21 protein-coding genes are annotated in these 13,489 nt (G+C 69.7%); 1 reads left to right on the plus strand and 20 read right to left on the minus strand.

Annotated elements, in window-relative coordinates; translation table 11 throughout:
* Positions 1-221 precede the first annotated feature (221 nt).
* The 19 genes from ACWDUD_RS28475 to ACWDUD_RS28565 all read right to left on the minus strand — a co-directional run bounded on the left by ACWDUD_RS28475 (position 222) and on the right by ACWDUD_RS28565 (position 12,277).
* Positions 222-692: a hypothetical protein gene (locus ACWDUD_RS28475; protein ID WP_450111507.1), complete on the minus strand. Its 471-nt coding sequence runs from the start codon at positions 690-692 to the stop codon at positions 222-224.
* Positions 689-1,324, minus strand: coding sequence for a hypothetical protein (locus ACWDUD_RS28480; RefSeq protein ID WP_450111508.1), 636 nt, complete (start codon positions 1,322-1,324; stop codon positions 689-691). Before ACWDUD_RS28480 ends, ACWDUD_RS28475 begins: the two co-directional genes overlap by 4 nt.
* A gap of 76 nt (positions 1,325-1,400) precedes the next feature.
* Entirely contained in the window at positions 1,401-1,757 is a 357-nt protein-coding gene (locus ACWDUD_RS28485) for a hypothetical protein (RefSeq protein WP_450111509.1), read from the minus strand.
* Positions 1,758-1,788: 31 nt separating this feature from the next.
* Positions 1,789-2,220, minus strand: coding sequence for a hypothetical protein (locus ACWDUD_RS28490; RefSeq protein ID WP_450111510.1), 432 nt, complete (start codon positions 2,218-2,220; stop codon positions 1,789-1,791).
* A gap of 342 nt (positions 2,221-2,562) precedes the next feature.
* Positions 2,563-2,778 carry a hypothetical protein gene (locus ACWDUD_RS28495; RefSeq protein ID WP_450111511.1) on the minus strand — a complete coding sequence of 72 codons (216 nt, stop codon included), beginning with the start codon at positions 2,776-2,778 and terminating at the stop codon, positions 2,563-2,565.
* 227 nt (positions 2,779-3,005) lie between these two features.
* Positions 3,006-3,155 carry a hypothetical protein gene (locus tag ACWDUD_RS28500; protein ID WP_378526478.1) on the minus strand — a complete coding sequence of 50 codons (150 nt, stop codon included), beginning with the start codon at positions 3,153-3,155 and terminating at the stop codon, positions 3,006-3,008.
* Between the two features lie 134 nt (positions 3,156-3,289).
* The gene (locus ACWDUD_RS28505) at positions 3,290-3,637 is read right to left on the minus strand and encodes a hypothetical protein (protein ID WP_450111512.1); all 348 of its coding nucleotides are present in this window, start codon (positions 3,635-3,637) and stop codon (positions 3,290-3,292) included.
* 114 nt (positions 3,638-3,751) lie between these two features.
* Positions 3,752-4,876: a hypothetical protein gene (locus ACWDUD_RS28510; protein WP_450111513.1), complete on the minus strand. Its 1,125-nt coding sequence runs from the start codon at positions 4,874-4,876 to the stop codon at positions 3,752-3,754.
* Positions 4,869-5,675 carry an N-formylglutamate amidohydrolase gene (locus ACWDUD_RS28515; RefSeq protein ID WP_450111514.1) on the minus strand — a complete coding sequence of 269 codons (807 nt, stop codon included), beginning with the start codon at positions 5,673-5,675 and terminating at the stop codon, positions 4,869-4,871. The genes ACWDUD_RS28510 and ACWDUD_RS28515 overlap by 8 nt, the downstream gene beginning before the upstream one ends.
* Positions 5,676-5,790: 115 nt before the next feature.
* A complete protein-coding gene (locus tag ACWDUD_RS28520; RefSeq protein ID WP_450111515.1) occupies positions 5,791-6,228 on the minus strand; it encodes a helix-turn-helix domain-containing protein in 438 nt (145 codons plus the stop codon).
* An 88-nt stretch (positions 6,229-6,316) separates the two neighbouring features.
* Positions 6,317-6,538, minus strand: coding sequence for a hypothetical protein (locus tag ACWDUD_RS28525; RefSeq protein WP_450111516.1), 222 nt, complete (start codon positions 6,536-6,538; stop codon positions 6,317-6,319).
* Between the two features lie 103 nt (positions 6,539-6,641).
* Entirely contained in the window at positions 6,642-7,121 is a 480-nt protein-coding gene (locus ACWDUD_RS28530) for a hypothetical protein (RefSeq protein WP_450111517.1), read from the minus strand.
* A gap of 47 nt (positions 7,122-7,168) precedes the next feature.
* Positions 7,169-7,378 (minus strand): hypothetical protein, encoded by a 210-nt coding sequence (locus ACWDUD_RS28535; protein WP_450111518.1) that lies wholly within the window; start codon positions 7,376-7,378, stop codon positions 7,169-7,171.
* 237 nt (positions 7,379-7,615) lie between these two features.
* Positions 7,616-8,566 (minus strand): hypothetical protein, encoded by a 951-nt coding sequence (locus ACWDUD_RS28540; protein ID WP_450111519.1) that lies wholly within the window; start codon positions 8,564-8,566, stop codon positions 7,616-7,618.
* A gap of 14 nt (positions 8,567-8,580) precedes the next feature.
* Entirely contained in the window at positions 8,581-9,210 is a 630-nt protein-coding gene (locus tag ACWDUD_RS28545) for a 3'-5' exonuclease (RefSeq protein ID WP_450111520.1), read from the minus strand.
* A 44-nt stretch (positions 9,211-9,254) separates the two neighbouring features.
* Positions 9,255-9,545, minus strand: a complete 291-nt coding sequence (locus ACWDUD_RS28550) for a hypothetical protein (RefSeq protein WP_450111521.1) — start codon at positions 9,543-9,545, stop codon at positions 9,255-9,257.
* Between the two features lie 184 nt (positions 9,546-9,729).
* Positions 9,730-10,419 (minus strand): hypothetical protein, encoded by a 690-nt coding sequence (locus ACWDUD_RS28555; protein WP_450111522.1) that lies wholly within the window; start codon positions 10,417-10,419, stop codon positions 9,730-9,732.
* 89 nt (positions 10,420-10,508) lie between these two features.
* Positions 10,509-11,654, minus strand: coding sequence for a DUF3560 domain-containing protein (locus tag ACWDUD_RS28560; RefSeq protein WP_450111523.1), 1,146 nt, complete (start codon positions 11,652-11,654; stop codon positions 10,509-10,511).
* 53 nt (positions 11,655-11,707) lie between these two features.
* Positions 11,708-12,277: a hypothetical protein gene (locus tag ACWDUD_RS28565; protein ID WP_450111524.1), complete on the minus strand. Its 570-nt coding sequence runs from the start codon at positions 12,275-12,277 to the stop codon at positions 11,708-11,710.
* Positions 12,278-12,472: 195 nt separating this feature from the next.
* Between ACWDUD_RS28565 and ACWDUD_RS28570 the strand changes: the two genes are divergently transcribed.
* Positions 12,473-12,739, plus strand: a complete 267-nt coding sequence (locus ACWDUD_RS28570; RefSeq protein ID WP_450111525.1) for a helix-turn-helix transcriptional regulator — start codon at positions 12,473-12,475, stop codon at positions 12,737-12,739.
* Between the two features lie 225 nt (positions 12,740-12,964).
* Here ACWDUD_RS28570 and ACWDUD_RS28575 read toward each other — a convergent pair whose 3' ends face one another.
* On the minus strand, positions 12,965-13,264 hold the full coding sequence (locus ACWDUD_RS28575) for a hypothetical protein (RefSeq protein ID WP_450111526.1): 300 nt from the start codon (positions 13,262-13,264) through the stop codon (positions 12,965-12,967).
* Between the last annotated feature and the right edge of the window lie 225 nt (positions 13,265-13,489).

A 13,489-nucleotide genomic window follows, 5' to 3' on the forward strand; every position in this document is an offset into this window, starting at 1 on the left:
AGCCCGCGGGCGCCGGCACTTCGCCGGCCCCACCTGGGACGTGTCATCCGCGCAGGTCACGGCATGTTTTCGGCCCCACACTCTCGGGGAGCGCGGGGCCGGGGCGGGTGTCGAATCTGCATCAGGGTGACGGGCACGCGGCGCGGCACACCTCGCCGGGCCGGTCGAGTTCGACGGGCGCGGCCGCCGCGCGCAGCGGCGGGACGTGTCATCGGTGCTGGTCAGGACGTTTGGTCGAGGCGTGATCCGGGGGTCGTGAGCAGCAGCCGGTAGGCGATCATCAGCAACTCGACGGGTGTGCGCAGATCGTGCCGGGGATCGCGGCCGAGCGCGGCCGCCAGGTCGGTGACGAGAGGGTCGGCGGCGGGCAGACGCAGGTACTCGCCGAGGACCGTCGCGGCCGCGAACAGCTCGACGCCGACCCGGTGCCCGACAGGCTCGTCGCCCGCGCATCGGCACACCTCCAGCACGGCGGCCTGCGCGGCGGATCCGCGGGCGTCGCGGGCGGCCAGCCGGACCCCGCGCGCGGCGACGGTGGTGATGTCGACCCGGTCGAACAGGCGCAGGTAGTCGGGCACGTCGGCGAGGGCGTCGTCTCGCCGCAGCAGGTCGCGGTAGCGCTGCACAGCCGGGGTGAAGGCCCGGCGCACCGCTGATCCGGTGCGCCGGGTCGTCGTGGCGGTGGTGGTCACCGCTCGGCCGCTGCCGGGCCGAGGGAGGGGGCGGGTTCGATCCACGGGGCGTCGTCGCGGTCTTCGATGTACTCGCCGCCGGGCGGTTCGTCGTAGTGGCGGAGCAGGGCCGCGCGCACGGTGGGCGAGGCGGTGGCCAGGTTCTCGTCGCGGGCTTCGGTCCAGTCTTCCCACTGCCAGCCTGCACCGGCGTCGAGGACGTACTCGGTGAAGTGCACGGGCTCTCCGTCGACGAAGGTCTCGACTTCGCACGGGCCGTCGGGGTCGCGCACGACGATGACCTCGACCTGAGGTGCGGCAGCGGACGCGGTGGCATCGCGTCCGGTTTCGTCGCCGTGGTAGCCGTGGGCGCGGCGGACGATGTCGTGCCAGTCGATGCCGAGCTGGTCGGTCAGGTGCCGCAGGTCTGCGACCAGGTCGGCCAGCAGGGACTCGAGGTCACCATCGTCGGCGGTGGTGCGCTGGCCGTACGGAACGACGGCGAACAGGGCCGCGCGGGCCCGTACGGCGCGTGCGGCGGCCGGGTCCAGGGTTGCGGAGGGATCGGGCTGGTTCGCTGCGTGTGCGTCGCGTACAGCGGCCAGAGCGGCGAGGGTGCGGGTAGCGGTGAACGTGTCATCGATGGAACTCATGTTCTCGGTCCTTCTCGTGTCGGTGGATAGGAAACCGGGGCGGCCGGGCCGGGTCGAATCGGCCCGGCCGCGCGGGTCAGGGCTTGGTGACCGTGTAGCCGAGCGCGGCGGCGAGCATGAACATCAGTTCCTTGCCGTCGGGCAGGTTGACGCTTCTCATGCGTTCGAGGACGTCGGTGCACTCCTCGGGGCGTCCGCACAGGCAGTCGGAGTTCTGGGGCTCGTCGTAGTCCGAGTAGAGCGATTCGCCGAAGCAGGTGGGGTCGATGATCCAGGTGTCGGTGCCGTCGACGGCGCGCATGAGGTACACGCGCACGGCCTCTTCGATGTAGTGCTCGTTGTGGGCCAGTGCGTGCTTGACGCCGCCGAACAGCGGCTCGTGCTCGAGGTTCTCCTCGGTGGTGGTCACGGTCGGGTTCTCGATGTTGGTCATGTGGTGTTCTTCCCTTCGGTGATCTCGGTGGTCAGTGGGCCGCGCGCAGCGGTGGGGCGCCCACGACGGCGGGGTTGGTGAGCAGGTCGCGGTAGGCGAGCATCTCGAGGTGGCGGCGGTGGGTGTGCTGCGGGTCGGTGCGCAGTGCGGTGATCGCGGCGGTGACGGGGGCCGCGGTGGGTGCGGCGAGAGCGTCGGCGAGGACCTTCGCGACGGCGGCCAGTTCGGCGGCGGGGGCGTCGTCGGTGAGGGCGCGGCGGGCGAGGTACGCGCCGCGGGTGGCGAGGGTGTGCAGGTCGATGTGGTTGAAGATCGGAGCCAATGCGCTGGTGAGGGCGGCTGCGGGGAGGCTGCGGCGCAGTCGCAGCAGGTTGCGGTAGTCGGTGGGCGGGCGCAGTGCGGGGCCGTCGGTGGCGGTGAGGTCGTCGAGGTCGATTCGGGCTGTTGTGACCGTGTTCGTCATGGCCGTGCTCCTCTTCCCGCCGTCGCGGCGGACTACCTAACAAATGTGGTTTGTATTGTTTGATCTGCGGGAACACTGCCGTTCCCGAGCCGAGTCGGCGCGAGTCGCAGAAATCGAGCGAACCCGACTGTCACACCGGACTTTTCCGTTCACCCCCCCGAACCCAACTATACAATAGTTCTTTGTAACGTTGCAATCGGGGACGGAAATTTACATCGTTCGGTACGCGCCGACCGATCCGACCCGAGGACCGGGCCACCCTCGCCGGGACGTGCCATCATCACAGCTCAGGGGGCAGAAACAGCCCGCATCGAATGCGTGGGAGCCGCGCGCAACGCGCCGTCACCGAGCCTCGATCCGGCCGCGATGGGGACGGCGCTCGATCAGGAATGCTCGTGTGGCCTCGAAATCGAGATCGACACAGGTGTTGAGTGCGCGGTTGCGGGTGTCGCGCACGACGCGGCTGTGCGCGGTGACGCTCGCGCCGCACGGACACCGCACGGTGCGGGTCAGAATCTCGCCGAGCCGATCGGCGAGCAATCCGGTTACTGCGGCCATGATTCTCCTTCCGCGAGGGGCCGTCCCGACGCGGTTACAGGGTGGGACGTGACGTTTTCGCAGTTCACAGGCATATTCGTTGCGTATCGGGTGGCCGGGCGGCGGTGGTGAAAGTTGCCGCCGCCGCGCCAGCGCACCCGCGCGCGGCGGCATGGTGTCGACCGCACACGGCGTCCGGGAATGGGAAGGGCCCCACCGGTTTCCCGGTGGGGCCCTTCCCTACTGGCCTAGAGGTAGGCGATCTCGTCGGCGGTGAGGGTGCGGCCGGTGGTGGCCTCGATCAGCGCCGTCTTGGCGGCGAGGAACTCCTCGCTGGAGCCGCTGGCGATCGCGGCGGCGTAGTCCGCGCGCAGAACCTCGATGCTCTTGCCTGCCATGTCATTCCCCTTTCGTTGGTGTGCCCCAACTATACAAACATGTTTTGCAAGGTGTCAACCCCGGATGGTCGCTGAAATCGAAGCCTGGGACGCATCCGAGCCACGCCCCAGCCGGGACATGCCATCACCGCAGGTCACCGCAGATTTCGCCCATTCAGCGGCCGCCAATCCGGTTGGTCGTCCCAATGCCGAATACCCAACGCGAGAGCCTCGACGGCCGACTCCGCGATGCCGACCTGCCGCAACCGTCGACACAACGCGCGGTGCGTTCGCGGCCACCGGACACCGAGAAGCCGCGCGATCCCGGCCAGGTCCCGCGCATCGAAGAAGACCCCCGGCCTCCCGCTGCGCGCCCGCTCGAGCTTGCACCGCATTCGCCGCCACTGACTTACCTCCAGGTAGACCAGCGTGCCGATCAGCCCGACCAGGCCGACGGCGAGCGCGGCCAGCAGCACGAGGCACGCCGCCATTCCCACGGTCATGTTCACCCCCCTCAGGACGTGTCGTTTTCCCAGATCAGAGCGTCAATACGCCCGCCCCGCAGCCCGGACAACCAGGCGCGGGGACGGATTCGAGCCACAGCGCGGCGCAGTTCGTCAGTGCGGCCGGTACTGCTGGGTGCGGGCGATGCCCTCGTCGTAGTCGTCGACGTACTCCCCCGCCCCGGGCGTGTACTTGCCGCCGACACGGTCGGGGTCATACGCCATGAACACCACATCGGGGCGGCCGTCGTTGAAGGTGCGGAAGTTGTCGTAGTCCCAGCCGTCCGGGGCGTAGTCGTCGTTCCACTTCAACCGCGCGACCGGCACGAACCCCGCGTCGGCGTACAGGTCCGGCAGCACGGTGTCGAAACAGTCCAGGCGGCGGCCGCCGAGCGCGGTGGCGTGCCGGAGCATCGCGCGCGCCGCGCGGGGGTGCGCGCAGTCCCTGTGCGCGAACACCGAGACGACCTCGTCGCCTTTGAGCGCCACACCGGCCTTGCCGTCGTCGGTGACCAGCAGCTGCATGTTCCGGTATTCGTCCTCGTCGTAGACGTACACCGACGCAGCGTGCGGGTTCTTCTCGGTCAGCGCGAGCATCTGCTCGCGGTAGATCCCGGAATCGGCCGGCGCCAGCTCGTGCAGCGGCGGCGCGGACAACCCGCGGGACTCGAGTCCCGCGCGCACGGAGTCAGACAGGGTGTGCGTGGCGGCCGGGGTGATCTGCTGGCCGTTGATCAGAAGCCGAGGGCTTCGGCCTCCTCGATCTTCGGGTCGGTCCACCGATTCTCGATCTCGATCCGCTCGGCTTCCGGCAGGTCCGGGCTCCACCCGAACGTCCTCCAGAACGCTTCGCGCCGTTGCTGCGTCATCGGTTCCTCGTTGTGCATCGTCGGTTCCTTCCTCGTCGGTCTGTCCTGCGCGGGCGCGGCGCAGCGCGTCGACCTGTTCGGCTCGTAGCCTCTCAGCGTCTGCCAGACGCGCGGTCAGCGCGTCCCGGTCGTTCGGGTCGGCCGCGGCCTCGATCGCCGCGCGCAGCTCGTCCTGCCCGCCCGGAGTGGAGTCGAACAGCGCCAGGTTCTGCGCGTAGTCGGCCTCAGCGGCAGCGAGGCGGCGCCCAAGCCGCGCGTGCGCCGGGTGATCGGCCAGCCGCGCGCGGGCGGTGGCGACGCGCGCGGCGGCCTGGTCGAGGCGCTGGCGCATGTGTGGGGTGCAGCGCGGGCCGGGCTTGGGTTTACACATCGGCGGCCACCTGCGCGGCGACCGTGTCGATGAGGGTGGCCAGGGCATAGCCGAGCCGGTCGACGCGCGCAGGGTCGGGGGTGCGCGGGTCGGTGAGGTAGACATCGCGGCGCAGTTCGATCATCACCGATGCCACGCGCTCGTCGTGGCCGTAGTGGCGCAGCGGCACATAGGTGCCTGCGTAGGGGGCGTTCTCGCCGATCTCGGGCAGGGACGCGAATGCGCCACGGGTGGCCTCGATCAACCAGGCCGGGGTGTGAAACACATCGGTGCCGATGCACAGCGCGGGGCGCGCGGCGTCCGGATCCTCGAACCCGGACGGCGTTGTCGGGTACGAGTGCAGGTCGATGATCACCGCGCGCCCGCACGCACGGAGACGGTCCTCGACGGCTGCGGTGACCGCGTCGGCGTAGGGACGGAAATAGCCGTCGAGCAGTTCGGTGGTGCGCGGGTACGGCTCGGCGCGCAGCGGCGTCCCGGTGCAGGTGCGGGTGTAGACCGCGCCGCGGCCGAATGCGGTGGCCGGCTCGCTCGCGTCGGGGAACCGTTCGGGGTCGATCACCAGCCGTGATGCGGTGTTGACCACGGTCGTCGGGCTGAGCCGGGTGTGGCGCACCGCTGCGGCGGCGATCTCGTCGGTGGCGGTGTCGGTCGCTTCGTCGAGTTCGGCGGCCAGCTCGACATCGGTCACGAGCAGTTCCGCGCGCACCTCGGGCGGAATGACGCGCGAGGCGTGCGGGACGTGGATCAGTACCGGAGACCGGCCGTCTCCTGATGTGACGAGCGCAGAACTGGGCACGTGTTTCCCCCTTCTCGTTGGCGAGGTGGCGACCTCGCGGCAGACCGGGCGCGACAGGGCGGCCCGGGGACGCGAATTGTCCTCGAGATGGGGCGATTCACCAACGGGGTACCGGTCAGGCGCTGCGCTGCGCGCGGGCCCGCACAGCGGATTCGCGCACGATCCAGGTACTGCCGACGCGGATCGCAGGGAGCGAGCCGGTGGTGATCGCCTTGAGGACGGCCTGACGGCTGATGCCGAGTGCGTCGGCGGCCTCCTGGACCGACACCAGCGGCGGGACGTCGATCGCCTCGACCAGGCGGTCGAAATCCTCGGTGGTCAGTACGCGCAGCGAGCGCAGCGGCCACGGGTAGGTCTCGAGGACTGCCAGGGCGGTGCTGGTGGCCTGACGGATGCCCTCGGCCGGGATGGTGAACACCACTTCGGCGTGGCCGAGTTCGGAGCGGTAGGCGGCGCCGCTGTAGTCGGCGATGGGGGCGAGCAGCGCCTCGGCGGTGTCCTCGTCGAAACTCGCGTCGAGTTCGGCGACGACGTTGAACGGCTGGGTGGTCACAGTGGGTGTCCTTTCGTGTGGTCGGGTGTGGTGATGGACAATTGAGGTCGGGCCGGGGGTGCTACCTACACCCCCGGCCCTTCCCTGTTCAGCGGCGCGGTGGCCACTCGAATCCGAGCCGCTTGAGCGGCGCGAGCGAGTTGCGGAACGAGTGACGGTCGCTCGCGGTGCCCGCGAAGATCGTCACCAGAACGCCGTCCAGATAGACCATCGGGTGGCCGTTCTTCGCACGTCGAATCACGAATCCCGCCTCCTTCAGGGCTTTGAGAACGACTCGGGTGTCCTTGTCGATCCCCTTGAACTTGTCCAATACTTCCACCTCCGTTGTTGTTCGACAACTTGATATTACATTCTAGGTTGTCGATTGACAACTTAGAATGTGTCCGAGGTGGTTGACCAGCACTTTCCTCGCGCTACAGCGCGAAGTTGTGCACCGCCGCGCGAGCCGGGACACCGCCGGCTCCCCCGAAACCCCACGACCGCACGACCTCGCGGACCTGCGCGGGCACCTGCGCGTCGCGGCCGCTCGCGGCGTACCGCGCATCGGTGTCGAGCGCGTAGACGCCCAGATCCGCGCGGTGAGCGACCGGGTGCAGGTACCAGGTGGCGGCCTGCGGGGTGCCCAGCCAGCCCTTGGCGAACACGGTGCGGGTGCGGCCGCCGAGTTCGACGGTGGTCACCTCGATCGCCCATTCGACCGAGACCAGCGCGTACAGCGGTACCCCGATCACCCCGGTGGCCGAGACCGAGGTCTGCGCGCCGCCGAACGGCTGTACCAGCGCGCCCCGCTGCGGATGGCGCGGGAAGCTGTGGACGTAGCCGACGACGAGCGCGGCGGCCCCGTCGATCTCGGTAGCGAAACCGGCGGGCAGTGCGGTGGCGGGTACAGTCATGAGCGACCTCCTGTGTCGGGGTTAGGGTTTCGAGTTCGACGCGGCGGTCAGGCGGCCGCGATCGCGCCGCGCGCGGCGGCGGTCAGTTCGATGTCGAGGGTGTCCGCGCGGCCGACGACCGTGCCGTCGGCCAGGCGCACATCGGCGAACCGGCCGTCCTCGCTGGTGTGGAACTTGATGATCTCGGTGATCTCCGCACGGACCGGCGTTCCGGCGACGGTGACGGTAACAAGTTCTGCGACAGCGGCATTCGACATTTTCTGACTCCTTCGTTCGGCGTTTCCGACAGGCATAACTATACAAACAACATTTGCATAGTTGCAAGCGGGAAATCCGGGCCACGCGGCGACACCCCCACCCGGGACGTGTCATCCGCGCAGGTCACAGCACCTTTCCGGGGCCCTACAGTCCACGAAAAAATGCCGGGTACCGAGTTCGCGACTCGGTACCCGGCACCAGCGACTCACATCGCGCCGGCCACCCGCCGGGACGTGTCATCCATGCAGCTCAGAAGGATTTTTCGGCAGCTCGTCGTAGGCGTCGAGCACGCCGGTCGCGCGGTCGACGACACCACCGAGCGCCGGTTCGATGGCCTCGACTTCGGTGACAACCACAGACAGTCGCGCCGCTCGCTCGGCGTCGCGCTGTGCGCGCAGCTCCCGCGACTTCTCCAGTTCGGCCCGGCGCGCGGGTTCGCTCAGTTCCCGATCGAACGCCTCGACCCGCTGCGCCAGGCTCGCGAGCCGGTCCGCGCCGCCGCGCACGTGCATCAGGCACTCGCCGTGCGCCGCACGGGCCCGGTCGATCTGGTCGCGGTACTCGGGCCCGTCGGGGGCGGCCTTCAGCTCGGCGTGCAGCCGGGTTCCGGCCTGCACGTGCTGGGCCAGGTCCCACAGTGCGGCGTCGAGATCGACGTCGGTCATCCAGTGTTCGCGGTAGGCGACCGAGCTGCGGATCGTCTCCGCCGCGGTGACCGCACGCCGGAACGGATCCGCCAGATTCTTCGGCGCAGCGGCCAGATCCGCGGTGGTCAGAGCCCCGTGGGTGTCTACTCGGCGCCGCGCGGCGCCGAGGACCGTGAACCCGAGCGCAGTGGCGCCCGCGCCCACAGTGAAGGCACACGCCCCGTAAGTCAGAGTCTGCTCGCCTGCACCCGGCGCAGCGTCGTTGCCTTCGGTGAGCACTGCGGAGAGCAGATCCGGGGCGAGGATCAGACACAACGTGGTGATGACGAATCCGACCGCCATCACCGCCGCCCCCAGAATCAACGCCGCCGCCCCCGCCAGACGTACGGCACCCAGGGACCGGCACCGCGCTGACGGAGCGAGCGCGACGATTCCGTCCATCTCCACGATGTGCTCGTCGAGACTCTTGCGGCGGGTCGGCCGCCGTGCGGCGTTCGATCGCTCGTCGCCGGTCGTCCCCGTGTTCTGTTCGTCGGTCATATTCCCCCTGTCGGTCACTGCACGGCCCGATCGTCGAGACGCACAGCGTGTTCTCGGTCTTCACCCGGGCGGGCCTCATCAGCAGAGCGGGCCGCGAGTGCGGCCAGCCCGGCCGTGTCGGGTTTCCCCTCGGCAAGCAGCATCACCAGCGCGCGGGTCGCGCGCACATCGGCCAGGGCCCGGTGGCCACCACCCAGCCGCAGACGGCCACCGGGGCCCAGGCCGAGCGCTTCGCAGCGCCGGGCCATCACGCACTGCCAGCGGCCGGGCTCGGCAAGGTGGGCGGGATCGAGGCCCGCGCGGTGGCAGTCGTGCAGGACCCGCCCGTGATCGAACGGCGCGTTGTAGGCCAGGACCACCCGGCCCTCGGTCACAGTGGCCAGCTGCGCGAACACCTCCGGCCAGCGCGGCGCACCGATCAGGTCGGCGGCGGTGATCCCGTGCACCGCGTGCGCGCCGGGTTCGATCGCCGCGGGGCCGCAGTCCACGAGCGTGTCGAGCAACACCGCGCCGGTCGCGGCATCGATGGCCGCGATCTCGACGATCGAGCCCTCGAATCCGGTGGTCTCCACATCGACGATGCAGGCCACGCCGTCGGCGAGCACGGCCGCCGCCCACGCGCGCGGGGACTGGATCTGCTGCACGGGTCCTCCCTTCGCTTCGCCCATCGTGGTCGAGGGCCCCGACATCACAGCAAGGGACGCCAATCGGCCACGTCGGCGAGGCGGTAGCCCCTGCCTGCTGCGGTGGTGTGCAGGCTGTCCGCCTTGATCGCCACGACGCGGCCGGGTGCGGTGACCTGCCCGGTCTCGGTGTCGAGGGAACCGATGACGGTGCACACCACGCGCGCACCGAGCTGGCCTGCGTTCTCGAATCCGTCGACGCGCAGCGTGCGGCGCGAGGTGCGGCTGGGATCGTCGGTCCACAGCTGCCCGATGCGGATCTCGTCGCCGTGGCGGTTGGTGATGGCTTCGCTCATGTCGTGTCCTTACGTTCGTCGTTACGTTCGTCGTTGCAGTTCAGAACTTCGTGTAGATCCCCGGTGCCGGAGCGGACGACGCGGGAGCATCGCCACGCCCTGCACGACATCGGTTCTCCCCGAGCCGGTCGGCGGCGGGGCCAGGAGCGCCCGGGGTGAGCGCTCCTGACCGCGCCGGCGGGCGTCAGGCCGAGGTGGGCCGCTTGTGCTTGCGGAGGTTGCCGACCGACGTCACGGACGCGAGACCGCCGCATTCCTTGCACCAGGCGTAGCGGCCACGGGTCTTCCACTCCCGCATGCGCTTGTGGCTGCACATGCTCGGGTCCTCGACCTTGGCGGGCCCGACGGTCCATGCGACCGGCGCGCTGGGGAAGCAGTGCGTGCACAGCAGCGGGCCGTGCGCGGTGACGGCGTCGGCTTCGGTGTCGCCGGACAGGTCGGGCAGCCATCCGAGCCGCGTGGACGGGCGCAGGGTGTGGCAGTGGGGGTTGGCGTGGATGTGGCCACGGTCGACGACGTAGAACCTCGGCCACGGCGTCGCCCGGTAGGGGGCTTCGGCGGCGTCGATCTCGGCGGTGATCGCGGCCCGGGCGTCGCGGTACTGGGCGAGCCGGTCGATCAGGTACGCGTAGTCCCGCAGGCGCGGAGCCGGATTCGGGGTGCCCAGCAGCTCGACGAGGCGGTCGTAGGCGGCCTGGTCGGTCATCGCCCACCTGGTACGGCTGACCTGACGGTCGTCGACCGCGTTGTGGATCGAGCGGTAGGTGGCGTCGATCCGGTCGATGATCTCCCAGCGACGCGCGTGCAGGTCGGCGAGCCCGCGGTCGACGCGCTTCGGGTCGATCACGGCCGGGTCGGCTGCGGTGACGGTCATGGTCTCTGTCCTCTCGAGCAGTGCGGATGTCGGTCTCGCGGTGGGGCACCTCCCCGGGCGCCCTCGGGGCGCCCGGGGAGGTGCGGTGGTCAGGCCGCGTCGGTCTCGGCGCTGGCCTCGGTGCCGGTCTCGGTGCCGGTCTCGGTGCCGGTCTCGGTGCCGGTCTCGGTGCCGGTCTCGGTGCCGGTCTCGGTGCCGGTCTCGGTGCCGGTCTCGGTGCTGGTCTCGGTCTCGATCACCCGCGCGCCGTCGACGATGCGCACCACGTTCCCGTCGGCGTCGCGCAGCCCGCGGATCTCGCTGTAGGGGACGCGATCGGTCCACGAGCCGCCGACGATCGAACCGATGGTCACCGACTTCGCATTGACCTTGAGCACCCGATGGAAATGCCCGACATAGCGGACCAGATCACCCACGGCGAGCACCTCGCGGCTGTAGGCGGTGGCGGTGCCCGCGGCGAGCTGGTGCGCGCGCACGCCCTCCCAGTAGGCGATCTCATCGGCCGTGTGGTCGATCTCGGCGAGCACCCGATCGCGGTAGTCGCCGGTCGCGGCCTCACGGGTCTCGACGTACTTGTGCCCGGTCTGCGCGTTCGTGTGCAGGGTGCGGGTGTAGCCGTCGCGGTCACGTTCGAGGCGGCGCAGCTCGGCGGTCAGCTTGGCGATCCGGCGGGCGACGGTGACCGGGGCATAGCGGGCCTCGGTGGTCTTGGCGGCGGCGTCGGCGCGGCCGCGCGCGGTGGCCGCGGCCCGCTCGGCTTCCACGGCCTTGCCCAGGGCGTTCCAGGACTTCTCGATCGCCTTGCGGTGCCGGCGCTCGCTGTGGTGGCCGACCTTGATCGGTTCGCCGCCCTCGGGCAGCGCGGCGTGGGCGGCCTCGTCCGCAGCCCACGCAGCCTGCGCGGTTCCGGCCTTGCGGTCGGCCTTGGCATCGAGCGCGTCGACACGGGCCCCCTGGCGGGCGATCTTGTCGGCCTCGACGCGGGCGGTGGGCCGGTAGTCGTCGTCGATGTCGACCTCGACCGTGAACCCTGCGGCGCGCAGTGCGGCGGCGGTGGTGTTGATCTGGGCCAGCTTCGCGCGGCGGTCCCGGGACTGCGGGATGTACCAGGAACCGAGGCCCCGGGACCAGCGCCAGCGATTGGTCTTCAGGACCTCGCCGGAGCCGTCACCGCGGCTCGTGCCGTCGATGAGAGTTCCCTCGGCATGCGTGTGAGTGATGGTCAATGCGGACACAGGCGGTCCGTCCTTTCTGATCGAATGTGCTGGTCGGGGCCGCGCGCGGCCGGTCAGCGGAGAAACCGCCATGCCGAGCGCGCGGCGCGGGCCCCTGGAACCTTGCGAACGGCGAGGTTGGTGGCGACCTTGGCGGCGCGCTTGCTGTAGACGACGCCGCGCGGCGTCCGGACCGGACGCGCAGGGACGTGATTGGCCACGGCGGCAGCCGGGGCGGTGTCAGCGGTCAGTTCCCGTTCCCACGCAGCGAAGTGGTCGACCGGCCCGGAGACCACGTCGGCGGACCGGCGGCGGGTCGCGGCGGGGGCCGTGCGCCGCGCGCGGCGGTGCTCGCGGCCGCGCACCGGGTCGAGGAACCGCAGCGGGGTGCGGGTGACGATGGCCTCGGCCAGGCGCGAATGCCAGAACCGGCTCTTGTAGGCGGCCAGGAAGTGACCGGCCAGCCAGAGGGCCGCGCCGACGGCGAGCAGCGGCAGCCGCGGCGCGATCGGAGCGCCGAAGACGACGAGTACCAGCGAGACGATCACCAGGGCGGCGCCGACGAAGCGGGCAACCGGTGCGCCGATCTTCCAGACGAGCGCAGCAGTAAGCGCGAGAACCGCAACAACAGTGATGATCGACATTCGGTTTCCTTTCCCCGGTGCATCTTCCGGAGACAACATTACAATAGATATTTGCATAGTTGCAACCCCGAATATCGACGGGATGCCACACCAGGGGTTTCTACAAAGCAATGAAGGTATGTAAAGTTTGCGGCACCGAACAGTCGGCACGGCTGCCACGGCAGTGCCCCCGAGAGAAGAAAGGCGACAGAGACGATGGCGAACCCGAACCGCCTCACCGCCCAGCAGTGCGTTGACCTGCTCAAAGAAGAAACCGGCGACGAGATCAAGCCGGTCACGTTCCACTCCTACGTCAACCGCGGCCACGCCCCGAAGCCGGTGGAGAAGATCGGCAACACCCCGTTGTGGAAGCGCAGCGAGATCGTCGAGTGGGCCCACAACCGGCCAGGCCGCGGCGCACGCACCGACCTACGCAAGCCGCGCCGGCGCACCACCGCCGACAAGCCGGACACGACCGAATAGACGACCTGACCTGCACCATCCTGGGACGTGTCATTTTCCCAGCTCATGACACCTGTTTCGGACAGCACAGTGCCCCCGCGCCGGTATTCGCGGAGCGGGAGCACTGCCGTATACAGAGCTACTGCGGGACGTGACGTCTGCGCAGTTCAGCACACATAAAGGTCACCCCGGGAGAGCGCAGCCACGCCGATTCTCAATGGCATGTGGCGACGCGCGCCGCCGCCGTCAGCACCACCATTTGCGCCGACAGAACCAACTCTCCCCTCCTCCGCCACCACCGCCCGATCCGTCAGAGCTGTAGGTGGGTGCGGGTGTCGGCACCGAATACAGATTGCCGTCGGCATCGAATCCGTAGGTCGTGTGGTCGTCGTCCGCCGTGTAGAGCCGGCCGTCCGGACCGGCTCGGAGCGCATCGAGTTGGGCCTGCTGCTGCCGGCGCACTTCGGCGGCGGCCGCGGCCGCCTCGTGGATGCGGCGCTGTTCCTCGGCCCGACGGGCTTCCTCCTCCAGTTCCGCGACGCGCACCTGTTCGTCGGCCCGGCATTGTGCTTGCAGGCCGACGAAGTTGTTCCATGCCCCTGCGTAGACAGGGAGGAGGTGGGCGACCCATGCCGCATCGTTACCCAGACCCTGATATGACGCCTGGGCGTCAGCGATGAACCGTCCTGGATCCGGTGGAGACTTCGTTCAGGCCACCTCGGGGATTGAGGGGGCGGTGGTGCGCTGCTCACGGTAGCGCGTCTCGTAGTC

This window comes from Rhodococcus sp. NPDC003382 (assembly GCF_053589135.1).

Excerpts from the sequence above, each read along its gene's own strand:
- ACWDUD_RS28570 (WP_450111525.1), top strand. The coding sequence starts at position 12,473 with ATGGCGAACCCGAACCGCCTCACCGCCCAGCAGTGCGTTGACCTGCTC.
- ACWDUD_RS28510 (WP_450111513.1), bottom strand. The coding sequence starts at position 4,876 with ATGTGTAAACCCAAGCCCGGCCCGCGCTGCACCCCACACATGCGCCAG.
- ACWDUD_RS28550 (WP_450111521.1), bottom strand. The coding sequence starts at position 9,545 with ATGAGCGAAGCCATCACCAACCGCCACGGCGACGAGATCCGCATCGGG.
- ACWDUD_RS28500 (WP_378526478.1), bottom strand. The coding sequence starts at position 3,155 with ATGGCAGGCAAGAGCATCGAGGTTCTGCGCGCGGACTACGCCGCCGCG.
- ACWDUD_RS28555 (WP_450111522.1), bottom strand. The coding sequence starts at position 10,419 with ATGACCGTCACCGCAGCCGACCCGGCCGTGATCGACCCGAAGCGCGTC.
- ACWDUD_RS28490 (WP_450111510.1), bottom strand. The coding sequence starts at position 2,220 with ATGACGAACACGGTCACAACAGCCCGAATCGACCTCGACGACCTCACC.
- ACWDUD_RS28505 (WP_450111512.1), bottom strand. The coding sequence starts at position 3,637 with ATGACCGTGGGAATGGCGGCGTGCCTCGTGCTGCTGGCCGCGCTCGCC.
- ACWDUD_RS28485 (WP_450111509.1), bottom strand. The coding sequence starts at position 1,757 with ATGACCAACATCGAGAACCCGACCGTGACCACCACCGAGGAGAACCTC.
- ACWDUD_RS28565 (WP_450111524.1), bottom strand. The coding sequence starts at position 12,277 with ATGTCGATCATCACTGTTGTTGCGGTTCTCGCGCTTACTGCTGCGCTC.
- ACWDUD_RS28495 (WP_450111511.1), bottom strand. The coding sequence starts at position 2,778 with ATGGCCGCAGTAACCGGATTGCTCGCCGATCGGCTCGGCGAGATTCTG.
- ACWDUD_RS28535 (WP_450111518.1), bottom strand. The coding sequence starts at position 7,378 with ATGTCGAATGCCGCTGTCGCAGAACTTGTTACCGTCACCGTCGCCGGA.
- ACWDUD_RS28540 (WP_450111519.1), bottom strand. The coding sequence starts at position 8,566 with ATGACCGACGAACAGAACACGGGGACGACCGGCGACGAGCGATCGAAC.
- ACWDUD_RS28530 (WP_450111517.1), bottom strand. The coding sequence starts at position 7,121 with ATGACTGTACCCGCCACCGCACTGCCCGCCGGTTTCGCTACCGAGATC.
- ACWDUD_RS28480 (WP_450111508.1), bottom strand. The coding sequence starts at position 1,324 with ATGAGTTCCATCGATGACACGTTCACCGCTACCCGCACCCTCGCCGCT.